Genomic DNA, 18,434 nt, shown 5'->3' with positions numbered 1-18,434 from the left:
GTCGACCAGTGCATGAAAAATCCTCGTGAAATGCCTTTCGGGCATTTCGAACAAGGATCATTCGTTTCTCTCTTGACTTCTCCGCACGTGCCCTCCTCAATGTGCGCAATCAACGGGCCATGGAGGGGTGTCTGGTGATCCGACGACGAAGACCCGGTGCGACCGGGCTGCTCGCCGCCTGTTTCGTGCTGCTGCTGAGCGGTGTCGGGGTCGCGGCCGCCGCCGCCGGGGCCGGGGAGACCGGGCCGGACGGCCCGTCGGTCGCGGGGCGGGGCGCCGATACGGTCACCCCGACCGTCCACTGCGTCCTGCCCGCGGCCCAGGGCGAGGCGACCGGGCCGCAGGAGATGACCGTCGAACTGTCACCCGCCGTCGTCGCGCCCGGTGGAAAGGTGCACGCGAAGGTCACGTTGGGACCGTCCCCCGCGACCAGTCGGCTGGCCCTGGAGGACGTGCCCACCATCCCCAGCCTCGACCTGGCGATGTCCGGCGGGGCCACCGGAACCGTCACGGTGCGGGGCGCCGAGTTCACGATGGACGTCCCGGCCGACAAGCCGATCGAACTCCCGCCGTACGAAGGTGACTTCCTCGTCCCGGCGAGCGCGTCCGGTGCGGTCTCCTTCGCCCCGGTCCGCACGTTGACGCAGACCAAGGTGCTCGGTTCCGTCTTCGAGACGCCGTGCGACGTGGTCGACGGGGGCGGTTCCATCGGCACCGTCACGGTGGAGGGCACCGGTTCCGCGCCCGCCACCCTGACCGCCCCCGCCGACCCGGTGCGCCCCAACACCCCGGTGACGTTGGACGGTTCGGGCTGGACCCCGGGCGGCACTCCGGTGCCGTCGCTCTGCGCGGTGGGCGGTGGCGGCTGCGATCCGCTGAAGTTCAGCGGCAACGACCTCGGCATCGACGCCCACGGAACGCTGCACGGCACGGCCACCCTCGCCCCGGCGGGGTCGGTGCCGGACGGCCGGTACGAGGTGAAGGTCAACGACGGCACGAAGGAAGCCACCGCCCCCCTCACCGTCGAGGCCGTCGCGGCCGGCGACCGGGAGATCTCGCTCTCGCGGGACAGCGGACCGGTCGGCACGGTGATCACGGTCAGCGGCAGGAACTACAACCCGGACCGCTGGATCAACGTCATCGGCCTCGACGCGACGGGCACCGGGATCGACGACAGTGCGGTCTACGTCAAGAGCGCCCCGGACGGCACCTTCGCCGTCGAGTTCACCGTGGTCTCCGACGCGATCACCGCGGTCCAGGCCGACGAGGGCAACGACCCGGCGACCGTACGGACCGTCCCGTTCACCGTCTCCACGGACGGCGGCGGGGGAGGGGGCGGCGGCAGCGCCGACCAGAGACTGACCGCCTCGGTCCGGGCCGGGACCCTGTCCATGGTCCAGGACGGGGACGTGGTGGACTTCGGTACGACGGTCCTGGGCACCGGCAGCGGTGTGCAGCGCTCCCGGCTCAACCGGGTCGAGGTGGAGGACGCCCGTGGTGTCGACAGCGGCTGGTCCCTGACCGCCACCCTCACGGGCTTCACCAGCTCCGACGGCGGCACCATCCCGGCGGACGCCGTCCGGTGGACCCCCAGATGCACGGCCCGGGACGGCAGCGTGGGGACACCGGTGGCGGGATCGCCCGCCACGCTCGGGAGCCGGGCGGCGAGCCTCTGCCGGATGAACCCGGACGGGTCCCGCCCGTTCACCGGCGGTCGGTTCGACGCCGACGCCGACCTCACGCTGACGGTCCCCGGATTCACCAGGCCCGGGGACTACAGCGCCACCCTGACTCTCACTCTTCTCTGAGATCCGTCCTTCTCCGAGATCTGTCGGAGGAAGGTCCCGGAGGCGCCCGCCTGCTCTTCGCGAGGGAGCGGGCGGGCGCCGCCCTTTCGCATGCGAGGAGAACACCGGGTCGCGTGCCCACGGAACCCCGGTCGTGCGCCCACGGAATCCCGGTCGCGTGCCCAGGGAATCCCGGCTGTGCGCCCACGGAATCCCGGTCGCGTGCCTGCAGAACCCCGGTCACGTGACTCCGGTCATGTGCGAAGAGAACCCCAGCCACGCCCCGACCACGGAGGAGTCGTATGTCCGTCCGACAGAGATCGTCCGTCCGACAGAGATCGGCAGGACCGAGAGGACCGAAGAGGCCGGACACGGCGCTGCGCCGCGCCGTCGCCCTCGCCGCGGGCACCGTCCTCGTCTGGACCGGCGGGACCGTCGCGCTCGCGCCCCCGGCCCACGCCGGTACGGTCACCCCGACCGTCCACTGCACGCTGCCCGCGGGGCAGGGCGAGGCGACCGGGCCGCAGCAGATGAGCGTCGATCTCTCGCCCGCCGTCGTCGACCCCGGCGGCAGGGTCCACGCGAAGGTCACCCTGGGACCGTCCCCCGCCACCAGCGGGCTCAGCCTGAACGACGTGCCCACCACCCCCAGCATCGACCTCGCCATGTCGGGCGGTGCGACCGGCACGGTCACCGTCACCGGACCCCAGGTCAGCCTCGACATCCCGGCCGGAAAGCCGATCGAGATACCGCCCTACGAAGGCGACTTCCTCATCCCCGCCGACGCCAAGGGGCCGATCTCCTTCACCCCCGTACGCAACCTGACGCGTACGAAGGTGCTCGGCTCCACCTACGAGACGCCCTGCGCCGTGGTGAGCGGCGGCGGGTCCATCGGCACCGTGGACGCCGAGGGCACCGCGGGACTGCCCGCCACCCTGACCGCCCCCGCCACCGCCGTGCGGCCGTCCACCGGGGTCGCCCTGTCCGGCAGCCTCTGGACCGCCGGGGCCACCCCCGTGCCGTCGCTGTGCGCGGCGGACGGCGGCGGGTGCGACACCGGCAAGTTCGTCTCCGGCACGCTCGTGATCAGCGGTTCGGGGGAGCTGACCGGGAGCGCGGTGCTCGCCGACGCGGGCGCGGTGCCCGACGGCTCGTACCTGGTGAAGGTCGGTGACGGCACGAAGGAGGCGACCGCGCCCCTGACCGTCAAGGCGTTCGTGCCCGGCGGGCCGAGGGCCATCACGCTCTCCCGCGCCGGTGCGCCGCTCGGCAGCGTCATCCGGGTCACCGGTGACAACTACCACCAGGACCGGTGGATCAACACCGTCGGCCTGGACGCGAACGGGGCGACGCTCGACGACACCGCCGTCTACGCCAGGAGCACCCCCGACGGCACGTTCACCGCCGAGTTCACCGTCTCCGACGCGGGCATCGCCGCGATCCAGGTCGACGAGGGCAACGATCCGGCGACCGTACTGACCACGCCGTTCACCGTGACCGACGCCGCCGCGACGCTCTTCGCGGGCGCGGCGAAGGTCAAGCCGGGCGGGACGATCGCCGTGTCGGGCGGCGACTGGCCGTCGGGGACCACGCCCGCCGCCGCGCTGTGCGCCGCCGACGGCAGCGCCTGCGACAGCGCCGGGATCAGCGGTTCGACCCTGCGGATCGACGGGGAGGGGAAGCTCACCGGTACGGTCACGGTGGCCGGTTCCACCCCGCGCGCCACGTACGCGCTCCAGGTCACCGCGGGCGGCGCACAGGCCCTCACCCCGCTGGCCGTGGCCCCGACCTTCGTCGTCCTCACCCCGTCCGCGGGTCCGAGGGGAACCGCCGTCACCGTCCTCGGGCAGGGTTTCGCGCCCGTCGCCACCGTGTCCGTCGTCGGGCTGCGGGCCGACGGGTCGCAGACGTCCGACGCGGTGCGGACCAAGGTGGTCGGGCTGGACGGGGCGTTCTCGCAGACCTTCACCGTCAAGGACGCCGGCACCGTCGCGATCCGGGTCCGGGAGGTCCTCGTCAACCCCCGGACCGAGACCGCGGCGTTCACCGTCCAGGACGGGTCCGTCCCCGCCGGGCCGGAGTTCGCGCTCTCCCCGCCCGAGGGGCCCGTCGGCACGGTGGTCCAGGTGACCGGCCGGGGCTTCGCGCCCGTCGCCACGGTCTCGGTGACCGGGCGCACCGCGGACGGGAAGCAGACCTCCGACTCCTACGTCACCCGGGTCGTCGGACTCGACGGAACCTTCGCCCTCAACTTCACCGTCCGTGACCCGGCGACCAAGTCCATCAGAGCCTGCGAGGTGCTTGTGAACGGAAAAGTTATCCAGCGCTCGTTCACGGTGAGTTAACGATCGTTCGCATCGTGTACGCGGAGTGTTCTCAAGGCGTCGGCCGACCTGGACGCGCGTAGACATCCAGGATCCGGCCGCCGCCGCGCTGACCGGCGCATATGCCTCCGCGCCGGGTTTCGCTCCCGGCGCACGCCCGGATTCTGGACGAGGTCTTCCGCTGAGCGGACTCGCTCGCTACTGTCCCCCGGAATGAACGCACCGTGGCAGCGCCGCCGCGGAGCGCAGCCGGTGTCTTGGCCAGGCAGGCGGCCTCTCCGTGCGCCGCCGACGGGACCGGTGGCCGCACAGCTCATGGGAACCAGCCGCCGCCGCTCACCACAAGAGGAGAGGGCGTCGTGACCGCTGAGACCTCCCAGACGCTCGACCGGGGACTGAGAGTCCTCAAACTGCTCGCCGACACCGACCACGGCCTGACCGTCACCGAGTTGTCCAACAAGCTCGGCGTCAACCGAACAGTGGTCTACCGTCTGCTTGCCACCCTGGAACAACACGCCCTGGTGCGCCGTGACCTGGGCGGCCGGGCCCGGGTCGGCCTGGGTGTGCTGCGCCTGGGCCGTCAGGTGCATCCGCTCGTACGGGAGGCGGCGCTGCCCGCGTTGCGGTCCCTCGCCGAGGACATCGGGGCCACCGCCCACCTCACGCTGGTCGACGGCAACGACGCGCTGGCGGTGGCGGTCGTCGAACCGACCTGGACCGACTACCACGTGGCCTACCGGGCCGGCTTCCGTCACCCGCTGGACCGGGGTGCCGCCGGCCGGGCCATCCTCGCCGCCCGGCAGAAGCCGACGGGCGGGGCGGCCTTCACCCTCACCCACGGCGAACTGGAGGCCGGGGCGAGCGGTGCGGCGGCCGCGCTGGTGGGGGTGACGGGCGTCGAGGGGAGCGTGGGCGTGGTGATGCTCTCGGACTCCATACCCGAACGGGTCGGACCCCGGGTCGTGGACGCGGCCCGGGAGGTGGCGGAGGCGCTGAGATAGCACCCGGGGGAGGAAGCGGAGAGGACCCGGAGAGGACCCGGGAGCGCCCGCCCGTATCACCGAGCCGACCCGCGCCCCGCGCGGGCGGTTAGATTGGGCGGGTGCTCATTCGCCTCACTCGTCTCTCGCGCCCCCGTGCCCTCGCCTTGTGCGCCGTGCCCGTCCTCGCCCTCTTCGGCGTGGCCGCGTTCACACCCCTGCCGTTCACGTTGGCGCAGCCCGGCACGACCGCGAACGTGCTCGGGGACGACCACGGCACCCCCGTGATCAGCATCAAGGGCGCGCCCACCCGTACCACCAGCGGCGAGCTGAGGATGACGACGATCGTCGCGACCGCGCCCACCGCCGACGTCGGCATCGGCGACGTGGTCGACAGCTGGTTCCGGACGGACCGCGCGGTCCTGCCCCGCGAATCGGTCTATCCGACCGGCGGCTCCGAGAAGGAGATCGAGAAGCACAACCTCGAAGACATGAGGAAGTCGCAGAACTCCGCCGTCGACGCGGCCCTGAACCACCTCGGCAAGCCCAAGGGCTCGGTCGACGTCACCCTGCACCTCGCCGATGTGGGCGGCCCCAGCGCGGGGCTGTTCTTCGCGCTCGGCATCGTCGACAAGCTCGACGGCGACGGCTCCGGAGGCGATCTCACCGGCGGTCGCACGATCGCGGGCACGGGCACGATCCAGCCGAACGGCAAGGTCGGGCCGGTCGGCGGGGTGTCGCTGAAGACCCAGGCGGCGCGGCGGGACGGCGCCGGCGTCTTCCTCGTCCCGAAGGCCGAATGCACGGAGGCGCGCGCCGAACTCCCCGAGGGCCTCCGACTGATCCCGGTCACGACCCTGAACGACGCGGTGTCCTCGCTCCGGGCGTTGGAACGGGGACACAAGGTCCCGAGCTGCTGACCTCGGGCGTGTTTCGAAAGTCCCGCCCTCCCTCTGCGGCCTCCTTCCCCCTCTTCCGCTGTTCCTCTATTCCTTCGCCTTGGCAGTCGTCGGCTCCGGCTCGGGTTCCGTCCCGGGCGGGACGGAACCCGCCGCCGCTCCGTCCATCGTGCGCCACACCGGAAACACCAGCGGGCTCAGCGTCGCCAGCAGGTACACACCGCCCATGGCGAGCAGCGCACCCCGTGCGCCCGCGCCCTCCACCAGCAGGCCCGCGGCGAGGCCGCCCACCGGCATGGCGAGTTCGCCGCCCGCCGTGAGCACCCCCGAGACCCGGCTGCGCAGCGCGTCGGGCACGCTTCCGTAGATCACCGTCGTCAGGACCGGGTTCAGCACCCCGCCCGCGATGCCGCTCAGCGCCATGGTCACCGCGAGCGGCGCCGTCGTCCCGGTCAGCGCGGCGACCGCGTACCGGGGCGCGCCGCACAGCACCATGCACACGGTGAAGACGGCCCACCGCGAAAAACGGTGTCCGAACGCCCCGTACAACAGGGCCCCGGTCAGCCCGCCCGCGCCGAACAGCGCGGTGAGCAGTCCGATGTCCCGGGCTCCGCCCAGCTCCGCGGACGCGTGCACCGGCAGCAGGACGGCGTTCCAGCCCTGATCGGTGCCGTTCATGAAGAGGACCGTCAGCACGATCGCGAGCAACAGCCGATTGCTCGTCAAGTAGGCGTAGCCCTCGCGCAGTTCGCCGCCGTACGCACGTAGTGAGACGGGGTTCGCGGTCCGGCGGGGCTCGGCCGCGCGCACCCCTCGTACCCCGAGGGCGATCAGCAGCGCGGACATCAGGAACGTGGCGGCGTCCAGCAGCAGTACGGTCTCTGCGCCGGTGAGGGCGATCAGTACGCCGGCCAGTGCCGCCCCGACCATCCGGGCGCCGCGCGAGACGGCGTCGAAGAGGCTGGCGGCACGGGCGAGAGTGGTGCCCGCGTGCTCGGCCAGGTCCGGTACCAGAACGTAACGTGCCGTGTTGCCCGGGGTGTGCAGCAGGCCGTTGACCGCCATCAACGCGCACAGCATCCAGAACGTGAGCAGGCCGGTCCGGTGGAGCAGTGGTACGGCCGCGACGGCGAGGCCGCACACCAGGTCGGAGGCGACGGACACCCGGCGGCGCCCGAGGCGGTCTATGACGGGTCCGCCGATCAGCGCGGAAACGATGATCGGCAGGGTCGCGCAGAAGGCGACGACGCCGGCCCGTCCCGCACTGCCCGTGGTCTCCAGCACGAACCAGGGGACCGCGATCATGGTCAGCGAAGTCCCGGCTGTGGATATGGAGTTGGCGGACAGTACGGCGGCGAGCGGGATACGACTCCGGGGCGTCAGGCCGCTCATGCCGTGCCGGGCAGGGCGGATGCGTGGCCCGGGTGCCCGGAGCGACGGGGCAGGATGCGCAGCCCGGACTCGACGAGGAACCAGCCCAGTCGGGTGCGCAGCCCGGTGCCCGGTTCGGCCGGGGTGAGGAGGAACTCCGTTGCCTGCTGCCGGAGTTCGGTGGAGCGCTGGTGGTGCAGCAACAGGTGGGCCTCGGGGTGCATGGCGTGTCCTTCCGGTCGGTGGGGTTGTTCGTGCTTGCTGCTTGCTGCTTGCTGCTTGCTGCTTGCTGCTTGCTGCTTGCTGCTCGGCGTCCGGCGTCCGGCGTCCGATGGTCGGCGGCCGGTGGCCGGCGGTACGGCGTTCCCCGAGGCCGGGCGGCCGTCGTCCGGTGGGGGCGTCAGTCGGTGGGGCGGGGGAAGAGGTGCAGGTGGCTGCGGACGGTGACCGCGCCCTCGGTGCCCTCCGGAACCCGGTCCCGGTAGCTCTCGATGAGCTCGTGCATCTTCGTGATCAGCTCGGCGGAGAGGTCGGGGGTCAGGCGCAGCTTGAAGTCGCTGGCCTCCCAGGCTCTATGCCACTCCTCGGGCCACTCGTGCATCGTGCCGAGCCAGGTGCTCAGCTCCTGGGCGTGGTTGTCGGCGATCTCGTGGAGCACGACACCGACGGCGCCGCGCACGTCGGGATCCGGGTGGTTCACGAAGAGGCCCGTGTTGAACGCGGTGCCCGCGTGGACGGCGCGCCACCAGCGTTCGCGGCCCTTGCCGCGCTCCGGGTCGTCCTCGACGAAGCCGTTCGAGGCCAGCTGGCGCAGGTGATAGCTGGTGGCGCCGCTGGATTCGCCGAGCCGGTCCGCCAGGCCGGAGGCGGTGGCGGGGCCGAACTCCCGAAGTGCGTTCAGCAGGCGCAGGCGCAGTGGGTGGGCGAGCGCCCGCAGGGTGCGGGTGTCGACCATGTGGATGTTCAGTTCGTCGGCGGGGCGGTCGTCGCCGTCCTTTTTCGCGGGCATGTCACAACCGTAGACTTGCAAAGAAAGCTTTGCAAGCATTTCTTTGCATCGCCTTCTTTGCAACTCTCCGTCGGCCGTTCGGTCGTTCTGCTTCGTTCCGTGTCGGTGCCCCCACCAGCCCTTCCGCGTCAGCCGTTCCTGATGAACCCCTCGCGGATCAGCCAGTCCTTCGCCACCTGGTGCGGGTCCTGCCCGTCCACGTCCACCTTGGCGTTGAGTTCCTGGGCGACCTCGGTCGTCAGCTTCCTGGTGACCGGGTCGAGGAGCTCCGCGATCTGCGGGTACCGCCGGAACGTCTCGGTGTGGACGACGGGCGCGGCGTTGTAGTTGGGGAAGAAGTGCTTGTCGTCCACGAGGACTTCCAGGTTCATGGCCTTGACCCGGCCGTCCGTGGTGTACACCTCGCCGAGCAGGCAGGAGTCGGACTCCGAGACCTGGGTGTAGATGATCCCGGCATCCATCTTCTTGATGTTGCCGGCCGGGAGGGACATCCCGTACGCCTTCTGCATGCCCGGTAGTCCGTCGTCGCGCGAGGCGAACTCGTTCTCCACGCAGATCGTCACCGCCGACGGGTTCCGCTTCGCCAGCGCGGCGACGTCGGAGAGCGTCCGCAAGTGGTACTCGGCGTTGTTCTTCCTGCTGACGGCGAGCGCGTAGGTGTTGTCGAGCGTGGACTGCGGCAGCCACGTCACACCGTTCTTCCGGTCCTCGTCCCGCACCGCCCGCCACTGCTTCTCGGGGTCGGGGATCGGTGTGGCGTGGCCGAGGTAGGTGATCCAGCCGGTGCCCGTGTACTCGTACATGGTGTCCGCGTCGCCCTTGACGATCGCCTCGCGCGCGCTGATGGAACCGGGCAGGTTCGTCCGGTCCAGCACCTCCGCACCGGCGGCCTTGAGCACCAGGCCGATCATCTGGCCAAGGATGATGTTCTCGCTGAAGTTCTTCGAGGTGACGGTCAGCGAGGCGCCCTCCAGCGGCCGGCCCCGGCCGACCGAACCCGGCCGTACCTCGTCCGCCATCGGCGATCCGCTCTTCAGCCCGCACCCGGAGAGCGCCGATGTCAGGGCCACCACGGCCGCGAACGCCGCCAGGAGCCGGCCGCGCATCCGGTGCGTCCTGTCCACCCGGCGTACCCCGGCCACCCGGAGCATCGTCCCCACCCGATGCGTCCCGCGAACCGGATGCGGCCCCCGCACCTCGTGCACCCTGTGCATCCCGCGTTCCCCGCGTCCTCGGCGCCTGTCGCGCGGACCCATCTCACCCCACCTCCAGCCCGCGCGGGGTCAGTGCCACCTCGGCCAGCGAGGCCAGCCAGTCCACCAGCAGCGCCAGCACCACCGTCAGCACCGACCCCAGCACCAGCACCGGCATCCGCTGGGTCTGGATGCCCGAGGTGATCAGGTCGCCCAGCCCGCCGCCGCCGACGAACGTCGCCAGGGTCGCCGTACCCACGTTGAGCACCAGCGCCGTCCGCACCCCGGCCAGGATCAGCGGTACGGCGAGCGGAAGCTCGACCTTGGTGAGCGTCCCCATCGGTGACATGCCGATGCCGCGCGACGCCTCGACCAGGTTCGGATCGATCGCCCGGAGCCCGGCCACCGTGTTGGAGAACACCGGCAGCACGGCGTAGATCACCATGCCGATGACCGCCGTCGACGGACCGATGCCCAGCCAGATCACCAGCAGCGCCAGCAGACCGATCGCCGGGGTCGCCTGCCCGATGTTGGCGATCGCGGTGACCAGCGGCGCGCCCCTGCGCAGTCCGCGCCGGGTCAGCGCGATGCCCAGCGGGATCGCGATGATCAGCACCCAGAACGTCGAGATGGCGGTCAGCTCCACGTGCTGCCACCAGCGCAGCCGCACATTGCCACCGGTGAGCGCGTTCCGCGCGATCGAGTCGAGGTGGACGTTCGTGATCCACAGGTAGGTGACGGCCAGGACCGCCGCCAGCACGGCCGGCGGCACCACCAGCTTGCGCCAGGTGAGCCGGGGGCGCGGTTTCGACGGCGGGGGCGGGGGCTCCTCCTCCTCGTCGCGGAAGGCATGGCCCTTGACGTCGTGTTCGCCGGGCGGGCGGTCCTTGTCGGAGGAGGGTCCGGGCCGTTCGGAACGCCCGGGGCGGGCGGAGCGCGCGGGGCGGCCGGCACGCCGGTTCCGTGCGGGGCCGTGGTTCGACCGGGCCGGTCCGTGGTTCGACTGCGCCGGTCCGTGGTTCGCCCGCGACGGTCCGGGGTTCGACGGGGAATCGGGAGTCATGAGCCGGCACCGCCCTCCAGCTCCTGTTCGGTCTGGTGGGCGCGGAGCACCTCCAGATCGTGCTGGTGCTCGATGGCGGCCAGCCGGTCGGCCTCCAGCAGTTCGTGCACGGAGTTCATCAGGGTGTGCATGTTGACGACCCCGATGAACTCGCCGCGCCGTCCGGTCACCGCGACCCGCCCGCCGCTGTCGGTCAGCACCGCCTCCAGCGCGTCGTGCAGTGTCGCGTCCCGCGTCACTGTGTCGTGCACCAACTGCCCGGCCCGGGCCAGCGAACCGCGCGCCCGCATCAGGTCGCCGCGCCGCAGCCACTTGTACGGGCGGTTCCTGCGGTCCAGCATCAGGATCTCGTTGTGCGGGCCGATGCGGAGCTTGTTGAAGATCGACTGGAGCGGGTCGTCGACCGTCACCGTCGGGAACTGGGCCACCTCCACATCGCGTACGCGGGTCAGGTTGAGCCGCTTCAGCGCGGCCCCGGCACCGACGAACCCGGAGACGAAGTCGTCCGTCGGGTTGGTGAGGATCGCCTCCGGGGTGTCGAACTGGGCGATGTGCGAGCGCTCCCGCAGGACGGCGATCCGGTCGCCCAGCTTGATCGCCTCGTCGAAGTCGTGGGTGACGAAGACGATCGTCTTGTGCAGTTCGTGCTGGAGCCGGATCAGCTCGTCCTGGAGGTGGTCCCGGGTGATCGGGTCGACCGCTCCGAACGGCTCGTCCATCAGCAGCACCGGTGGATCGGCCGCCAACGCCCTTGCCACGCCCACCCGTTGCTGCTGACCACCGGAGAGCGCACGGGGATAGCGGCCGTGGAACTCCCTGGGGTCGAGCCCCACGAGGTCGAGCATCTCCTCGACCCGGTCCCTCACCCGCGCCTTCGACCAGCCGACCATCCTCGGTACGAGGGCGATGTTCTCCGCGACCGTCATGTGCGGGAAAAGGCCGGACGACTGGATCGCGTACCCGATCTTGCGGCGCAGCCGTACCGGATCGATGTCCGTGACGTCCTCGCCACCGATCAGGATCCGCCCGGACGTCGGCTCGATCAGCCGGTTGATCATCTTCAGGGTGGTGGACTTGCCGCAGCCGGAGGGGCCGACGAAGATCACCGTCTCCCCGGCCCTGATGTCCAGCGTGACGTTGTCCACGGCCGGGTTCGGATTGCCCGGGTACCGCTTGGTCAGGTTGTCCAGGTGGATGGTGGCACCCGAAGCGGCTTGTGCCGTCCCCGCCCCTGCCCGCTTCGGGGGTTCGACGCTGTCGGCGGCCGTACTGCCGGAGCCCGTGGTCGTGGGGACATCACCACCGGGACCGATGGAACCACCGGAACCGGCGTTGCCACCGGAGCCGGCGTTGCCACCGGAGCCGGCGTTGCCACCGGAACCGGCGGAGTGGGCGTCGGAGGTCTCAGGCACGGATCCCCCCGGGAATGGTGAGCCGCCCGAGCAGGACGTACGCGGCGTCGAAGAGCAGGGCGAGGACGACGATGCCGATCGTTCCGGCGAGCACCTGGTTGATCGCATTGGCGCTGCCCAGTGAGGCGATGCCGCGGAAGATCTCGTTGCCCAGGCCGGGGCCGGACGCGTACGCGGCGATGGCGGCGATGCCCATCAGCATCTGTGTGGACACCCGGATGCCGGTGAGGATCGGCGGCCAGGCCAACGGCAGTTCCACTCGCAGCAGCCGGGCCGGCCGCGACATCCCGATGCCCTTCGCCGCGTCGACGAGCGCCGGATCGACGCCGCGCAGCCCCACGACGGAGTTGCGGACGATGGGCAGCAGTCCGTACAGCGTCAGCGTGATCACCGTGGGCGCCACCCCGAGCCCGACCAGCGGGATGAGCAGACCGATCGCGGCGAGGGAGGGAATGGTGAGCACCGTCGCCGTCGACGTGATGGCCAGCGACCCCGCCCAGCCGCTGCGATACGTGACGACGCCGATCAGGACCCCGAGCACGGTGGCGATGACCATGCACTGGAACACGGCGCTGACGTGCTGGAACGCGTCCGTGAGCAGTTGTTGGTGGCGGTTGCCCAGATATTCCCAGAAGCTCACACGCCACTCCTCGGCCTCGGCTCGGTCGTCAGTCGGCGTCCCCCGCGGCCTGCTCGACGAGCGGGATGACACGCAACGGCACCGGGTTCTCCATGACGATGGCCGTGGAGGCCCGGACGATGCCATCAAAACCGACAACCCGGTCGATCACCCGCTGGAGATCGGCGTTGGAACGCGCGACGAGCCGGCAGAGCATGTCCCCGTGCCCGGTGGTGGTGTGCAGCTCCAGAACCTCCGGGACACCGGCCAAGTGGGCCCGCACGTCGGCCCCTTGACCCTGTTTGATCTCCAGCGTCGCGAACGCGGTGACGGGGTAGCCGAGCGCCGCCGGATCGACGGTCGGACCGAAGCCGCGGATGACTCCATTCGACTGAAGCCGGTCCAGACGCGCCTGCACCGTCCCGCGTGCCACGCCCAGCCGCCGCGACGCCTCCAGCACGCCGATGCGGGGCTCGCGGGCCAGAAGTACGATGAGCCGGCCGTCCAGATGATCGATCGCCATGGTCCGCCTCCGGGGGTCACTGTGATGGTCATCATGTACAGATAGCCCGGCCATCATCCCCAGCCGCTGTACAGATTGCCCAGCGATTCCGCGAACTGTTGCGCACCTTGCGGAGCGGCGAGAGCCTTCGCACATGACTGAGACTCTGCACACCACCCCCGACACTGCCCGGCAGGCCGACCCCTTCCCGGTCAAGGGAATGGACGCGGTCGTCTTCGCCGTCGGCAACGCCAAGCAGGCCGCGCACTACTACTCGACGGCCTTCGGCATGAAGCTGGTCGCCTACTCCGGACCGGAGAACGGCAGCCGGGAGACCGCGAGTTACGTGCTGATCAACGGCTCCGCCCGCTTCGTGTTCACCTCCGTCATCAAGGCGTCCACCGACCGCGGTCGCTTCCTCGCCGACCATGTGACGGAGCACGGCGACGGCGTCGTCGACCTGGCCATCGAGGTCCCGGACGCCCGCGCCGCCTACGCGTACGCCGTCGAGCACGGCGCCCGCGGCATCGACGAGCCCTACGAGGTCAAGGACGAGCACGGCACGGTCGTGCTCGCCGCGATCGCCACGTACGGCAAGACCCGCCACACCCTCGTCGAGCGGTCCGGCTACGACGGTCCGTACCTGCCCGGTTACGTCGCCGCCTCCCCGATCGTCGAGCCGCCCGCCAAGCGCACCTTCCAGGCCATCGACCACTGCGTCGGCAACGTGGAACTCGGCCGGATGAACGAGTGGGTCGGGTTCTACAACAAGGTCATGGGCTTCACCAACATGAAGGAGTTCGTGGGCGACGACATCGCCACCGAGTACTCCGCGCTCATGTCCAAGGTCGTCGCCGACGGCACGCTCAAGGTCAAGTTCCCGATCAACGAGCCGGCCATCGCCAAGAAGAAGTCCCAGATCGACGAGTACCTGGAGTTCTACGGCGGCGCGGGCGTCCAGCACATCGCGCTGGCCACCAGCGACATCGTCGCCTCGGTGCGCGCGATGCGGGCCGCGGGAGTCGAGTTCCTGGACACCCCCGACACCTACTACGACACCCTCGGCGAGTGGGCGGGCGAGACCCGGGTGCCGGTCGAGATCCTGCGCGAGCTGAAGATCCTCGTGGACCGCGACGAGGACGGTTACCTGCTCCAGATCTTCACCAAGCCGGTCCAGGACCGGCCGACCGTCTTCTTCGAGATGATCGAGCGCCACGGCTCGATGGGCTTCGGCAAGGGCAACTTCAAGGCCCTGTTCGAGGCGATCGAGCGCGAGCAGGAGAGGCGCGGCAACCTCTGAGCCGGAGGGCATGACCGCTGCGCCGGAAGCCGTACGGGCCGCGGTCGCGAAGCCGACGGTACGGACGAGGGGCGGGGCCACCGGGCGATCCGGGGCCCCGCCCCTCGCGTGCGGCGACCGCCCCCTCGGGCCGGCCCGTCGGCCTCGGGTCACCGGGCGTCGGGCGCCGGCGCCGGGCGTCAGCCGCCGTTCGCGGCGCGCGGTACCGGGGGCCCGGCGGGGGCCTGCCGCTGCGGCCCGGGGGTCGCGGGCGTGGGCGGGACCGACTCGTCCGCCGGTGCCGGGGCGGGGAGCACACCGCGCGGCAGGACCGTCGGCAGGCCGTCCAGGGCGTCCAGTGCCCGGCGGGCGGCCGGGGCCTCCAGCGGCGAGAAGTGCGGATTGATGCGCAGGGCCTCCGTCAGATGGCGCCGCGCCGGTCCGTAGTCCTCCAACGCCCACTGGATCGCCCCGAGACGGGACACGTACGAGGCGTTCCGGGCACCGGCGGCGACCGCCCGTTCCGCGTACGGCAGCGCCGCCGCCGAGTCGCCCGACAGATGCAGCGCCCAGCCCAGCGCGTCCGCCACCGCGGCACTGCGGTGCGACCGCGCCCACTCGGCGGTCAGCAGCGCCACCGCCGCCGTCGGCTCCCCGTGCACCGCCTCGAAACGGCCGCGCAGCAGCGCGTTGTCCACGCCCTGCTCCTGGTCCCGCGAGAGGGACGAGCGCAGCCGCTCGTACTGCTCCCGCGCCTTCGCGTTCCGGCCCAGCGACTCGTGCAACTCGCCCAGCTCCAGCAGGAACGCGGGATTCGGCTGATCGGCCAGCGCGGCCTCGTAGTCGCGCCGCGCCTCGTCCGCCCGGCCGAGCGCCACCAGCGCCCTGGCCCGGCCCGCGAGCGACGGACGGTGATCGCGCTCGACCGTCAGCGCCGCGCCGTACTGCGCCACCGCCTCCTGCGGCTCGCCTCGCTCCCACGCCAGTTCGCCCAGCAGATACAGGCACTCCACCTTCCGCGCGGGCGTGTCCGCCCGGTCCGCCGCGTCCCGCGCGCTCGCCACCGCGTCCTCGTCCCGGCCCATGCCCTGCTGCGTCCGCGCGGTCAGCAGCAGTGCCTCGACCCCGGGCCGCAGCTCCGCGAACCGCCGTACCGCCGCGCGCGAGGAGGCGAGGTCCCCGAGACCTTCGTACGCCTCGGCCAGCGCCGGGTACACCGCCCACTCCTCCGGATGCCGCGCCCGCACCTCCTCGCCCCACTTCTTCGCCGCGGCGAAGTCGCGCCGGGCGTCGGCGAGCCGCGCCATCGCCACCCGGGCGGCGGCGTTCCTCTTCTCGTCCGGCTCGGCGCGCAGCGAGCGCTTCAGCGCCTGCTCGGCCCGGACGTGGTACGACGCGTCGGCGGAGCGCCTGGCCCGTTCCACGTACGCGGTGCCGAGGACGGCCCACGACCGCGCGTCGGAGGGATGCCGTTCCAGCCGCTGCCGGTAGTTCTCGATCAGCGCCTCCAGATCCGGAAGCGAGACCGGGTACCCCAGGTCCGAGGCCCTCAGAGCGCGCGCGACCGGCCCCGGGGCGGGCGGCGCGGACTCCTCCCCGTCGTCCGGCGCGACCACCGTCACGCCCGCCATCAGCGACGCACCCACCACCAGGCCCGTGGCGGCCCACCGCAGCGACGCGGCCGGATCACGGGGCTTTCGAGTCTTCTGCGACTTCGACTTCTCGGGTCGCCGGGGCAGCTGGAGTTTCAGCGGCCATCGGGATTTCAGCGGCCATTGGGGCTTCAGGGGCCATTGGAGTTTCGGAGGCGGCTGAGGTTTCGGGGGTGGCTGCGGCTTCGGAGGCCGCTGCGGCGTGGCATCCATGCCGATCACTCTGCGTCGGTAAGATGATCACGCTGCGCTGTCCGGAGGTCGCCGCCGACGGGTTCACACCAATGGGGCCGGGTGCCAGTCTTGGATCATGACTGGACTTCTCGAACAACTGCGTACGGGACTTCCCGCCGAGGCCCTGATCACCGATCCGGACGTCACCGCCTCGTACGCCCGGGACATGGCGAGCTTCTGCGACGCGGGCACACCCGCCGTCGTCGTGCTTCCGCGTACGGTCGAGCAGGTCCAGCACGTGATGCGCACCGCGACGGCGTTGCGCGTCCCGGTCGTCCCGCAGGGAGCCCGCACCGGCCTGTCGGGCGCGGCCAACGCCTCCGACGGCTGCATCGTGCTGTCCCTGGTGAAGATGGACCGGATTCTGGAGATCGATCCGGTCGACCGGATCGCCGTCGTCGAACCGGGCGTCGTCAACGCGGTACTGTCCCGGGCGGTCGACGAAGTCGGCCTCTTCTACCCGCCGGATCCCTCCAGTTGGGAGATGTGCACCATCGGCGGCAACATCGGCACCGCGTCCGGCGGCCTGTGCTGCGTGAAGTACGGGGTCACGGCGGAGTACGTACTCGGTCTGGACGTCGTCCTGGCCGACGGACGCCTGCTCACCACCGGGCGCCGCACCGCGAAGGGCGTCGCCGGTTACGACCTCACCCGCCTGTTCGTCGGCTCGGAGGGCAGCCTCGGCATCGTCGTCAGGGCCGTGCTGGCGCTCAAGCCGCGACCGCCGCGGCAGCTGGTGCTGGCCGCCGAGTTCCCGAGCGCGGCGACCGCCTGCGACGCGATCTGCCGGATCATGGAGCGTGGTCACACCCCATCACTCCTCGAACTGATGGACCGTACGACCATCCGGGCCGTCAACCGGATGGCCGCCATGGGCCTGCCCGACAGCACCGAGGCGCTCCTGCTCGCCGCCTTCGACACCCCGGACCCGTCGGCCGACCTGGCCGCCGTCGGCGAGCTGTGCACCGCCGCGGGTGCCACGGAGGTGGTCCCCGCCGAGGACGCCGCCGAGTCCGAACTGCTGCTGCGGGCGCGGAGGATGTCGCTCACGGCGCTGGAGACCGTCGCGTCGGCCACGATGATCGACGACGTGTGCGTACCCCGTTCGAAGCTCGGCGCGATGCTCGAAGGAACGGCCGCCATCGCCGAGAAGTACGCCCTCACCATCGGTGTCTGCGCGCACGCGGGGGACGGCAACACCCATCCCGTCGTCTGCTTCGACCACACCGACGCCGACGAGAGCCGACGGGCACGCGAGTCCTTCGACGAGATCATGGCGCTCGGCCTGGAACTCGGCGGCACGATCACCGGTGAACACGGCGTCGGCGTCCTGAAGAAGGAGTGGCTGGCGCGGGAACTCGGCGAGGTGGGCGTCGAGCTGCACCGGGGGATCAAGCAGGCGTTCGACCCGCTGGGGCTGCTCAACCCGGGCAAGGTGTTCTGACATCGGCCGCCCGCTCCGGGCGGTTCAGTCGCAGCACGCTCGGGTCGCGCGGGCTCGCGCCCCGCGGACTCGGGCGCCGCGGGCTCGGACCCGTCGTGCTCCGGATCCCGCGTGCCCCGGTTCCGCGCGCTCATGCGTCGCCGTCCTGCGACTCGTCCGAGAGCCAGGGGTCGCTCACCCACAGGTCGTCGGCGGGCAGCGGGGCGAGCAGCTCGGCGAGCGCCTCGTCGATACCCAGCCGCTCGGTCTCCGTGCCCGGCGGGACCATGCGCAGGGTCCGCTCCATCCAGGCGGCCACGGCGGCCGACGGCATCTCCAGAAGAGCGTTGCCGTCGGGGGAGGACAGCGCCACGAAGACGACGTTGCGCCGTTCGATCTTGGTCGGCCAGATCCGTACATCCCCGTGCCCGCACGGCCGGAAGACGCCCTCGACCAACAGGTCGCGGGCGAAGGTCCAGTGGACGGGGAACTCGGAGCCGATGTGGAAGTCGATGTGCACGGCGTACGGGTCCTTCGCGCGGTACGTCAACCGGGCGGGGACGGGGATGCTGCGCTCGGGCGACAGAACCAGCTTGAGCTCCAGATCGCGTTCCACGACGGTGTTCATGAGGGCGTCCTCTCGGTGTCCGTGAACCGGTCCCATGACCGGCCCGCACTGGAGAGAGC

The 18,434-nt window shown here is 71.3% G+C and carries 16 protein-coding genes; 6 read left to right on the top strand and 10 right to left on the bottom strand.

The window, feature by feature from the left end:
• Window positions 1–134 precede the first annotated feature (134 nt).
• From AMK22_RS09955 to AMK22_RS09940, 4 genes are all read left to right on the top strand, one after another.
• Window positions 135–1,808: a hypothetical protein gene (locus AMK22_RS09955; protein WP_073783416.1), complete on the top strand. Its 1,674-nt coding sequence runs from the start codon at window positions 135–137 to the stop codon at window positions 1,806–1,808.
• 281 nt (window positions 1,809–2,089) lie between these two features.
• A complete protein-coding gene (locus AMK22_RS09950) occupies window positions 2,090–4,132 on the top strand; it encodes a hypothetical protein (protein ID WP_073783414.1) in 2,043 nt (680 codons plus the stop codon).
• 338 nt (window positions 4,133–4,470) lie between these two features.
• On the top strand, window positions 4,471–5,112 hold the full coding sequence (locus tag AMK22_RS09945) for an IclR family transcriptional regulator (RefSeq protein ID WP_073783412.1): 642 nt from the start codon (window positions 4,471–4,473) through the stop codon (window positions 5,110–5,112).
• Window positions 5,113–5,213: 101 nt separating this feature from the next.
• Window positions 5,214–6,011, top strand: a complete 798-nt coding sequence (locus AMK22_RS09940; RefSeq protein ID WP_242433897.1) for a S16 family serine protease — start codon at window positions 5,214–5,216, stop codon at window positions 6,009–6,011.
• Between the two features lie 66 nt (window positions 6,012–6,077).
• Here the strand turns inward: AMK22_RS09940 and AMK22_RS09935 are convergent, their stop codons facing one another.
• The 8 genes from AMK22_RS09935 to AMK22_RS09900 all read right to left on the bottom strand — a co-directional run bounded on the left by AMK22_RS09935 (window position 6,078) and on the right by AMK22_RS09900 (window position 13,180).
• Window positions 6,078–7,382 (bottom strand): MFS transporter, encoded by a 1,305-nt coding sequence (locus tag AMK22_RS09935; protein WP_079186024.1) that lies wholly within the window; start codon window positions 7,380–7,382, stop codon window positions 6,078–6,080.
• Window positions 7,379–7,585 (bottom strand): hypothetical protein, encoded by a 207-nt coding sequence (locus AMK22_RS09930; RefSeq protein ID WP_073783410.1) that lies wholly within the window; start codon window positions 7,583–7,585, stop codon window positions 7,379–7,381. The genes AMK22_RS09935 and AMK22_RS09930 overlap by 4 nt, the downstream gene beginning before the upstream one ends.
• Window positions 7,586–7,761: 176 nt before the next feature.
• Window positions 7,762–8,370, bottom strand: coding sequence for a winged helix-turn-helix domain-containing protein (locus tag AMK22_RS09925; protein WP_073783408.1), 609 nt, complete (start codon window positions 8,368–8,370; stop codon window positions 7,762–7,764).
• 128 nt (window positions 8,371–8,498) lie between these two features.
• Window positions 8,499–9,476: a glycine betaine ABC transporter substrate-binding protein gene (locus AMK22_RS09920; protein ID WP_073783406.1), complete on the bottom strand. Its 978-nt coding sequence runs from the start codon at window positions 9,474–9,476 to the stop codon at window positions 8,499–8,501.
• A gap of 151 nt (window positions 9,477–9,627) precedes the next feature.
• Window positions 9,628–10,626: an ABC transporter permease gene (locus AMK22_RS09915; protein WP_079186023.1), complete on the bottom strand. Its 999-nt coding sequence runs from the start codon at window positions 10,624–10,626 to the stop codon at window positions 9,628–9,630.
• Entirely contained in the window at window positions 10,623–11,822 is a 1,200-nt protein-coding gene (locus AMK22_RS09910) for an ABC transporter ATP-binding protein (protein ID WP_073783619.1), read from the bottom strand. Before AMK22_RS09910 ends, AMK22_RS09915 begins: the two co-directional genes overlap by 4 nt.
• Before the next feature lie 208 nt (window positions 11,823–12,030).
• Window positions 12,031–12,678 (bottom strand): ABC transporter permease, encoded by a 648-nt coding sequence (locus tag AMK22_RS09905; protein WP_073783404.1) that lies wholly within the window; start codon window positions 12,676–12,678, stop codon window positions 12,031–12,033.
• A 28-nt stretch (window positions 12,679–12,706) separates the two neighbouring features.
• A complete protein-coding gene (locus AMK22_RS09900; RefSeq protein WP_073783402.1) occupies window positions 12,707–13,180 on the bottom strand; it encodes an Lrp/AsnC family transcriptional regulator in 474 nt (157 codons plus the stop codon).
• Between the two features lie 133 nt (window positions 13,181–13,313).
• On the opposite strand from AMK22_RS09900, the gene hppD reads away from it, so the two are divergent.
• Window positions 13,314–14,459, top strand: a complete 1,146-nt coding sequence (gene hppD / locus AMK22_RS09895) for a 4-hydroxyphenylpyruvate dioxygenase (protein ID WP_073783400.1) — start codon at window positions 13,314–13,316, stop codon at window positions 14,457–14,459.
• A 179-nt stretch (window positions 14,460–14,638) separates the two neighbouring features.
• On the opposite strand, the gene AMK22_RS09890 is transcribed toward hppD, so the two are convergent.
• Window positions 14,639–16,303 (bottom strand): tetratricopeptide repeat protein, encoded by a 1,665-nt coding sequence (locus tag AMK22_RS09890; RefSeq protein WP_079186040.1) that lies wholly within the window; start codon window positions 16,301–16,303, stop codon window positions 14,639–14,641.
• Between the two features lie 97 nt (window positions 16,304–16,400).
• Between AMK22_RS09890 and AMK22_RS09885 the strand changes: the two genes are divergently transcribed.
• Complete coding sequence (locus AMK22_RS09885; RefSeq protein WP_073783396.1) at window positions 16,401–17,768, top strand: FAD-binding oxidoreductase; 1,368 nt, start codon at window positions 16,401–16,403, stop codon at window positions 17,766–17,768.
• 130 nt (window positions 17,769–17,898) lie between these two features.
• Here the strand turns inward: AMK22_RS09885 and AMK22_RS09880 are convergent, their stop codons facing one another.
• A complete protein-coding gene (locus AMK22_RS09880) occupies window positions 17,899–18,375 on the bottom strand; it encodes an SsgA family sporulation/cell division regulator (protein ID WP_073783394.1) in 477 nt (158 codons plus the stop codon).
• Window positions 18,376–18,434: the final 59 nt, after the last annotated feature.

It is taken from the genome of Streptomyces sp. CB01580 (assembly GCF_001905795.1).
In the GTDB taxonomy this organism is placed as follows: Bacteria; Actinomycetota; Actinomycetes; order Streptomycetales; family Streptomycetaceae; genus Streptomyces.
This window is presented reverse-complemented; position numbering and strand designations above follow the sequence as displayed.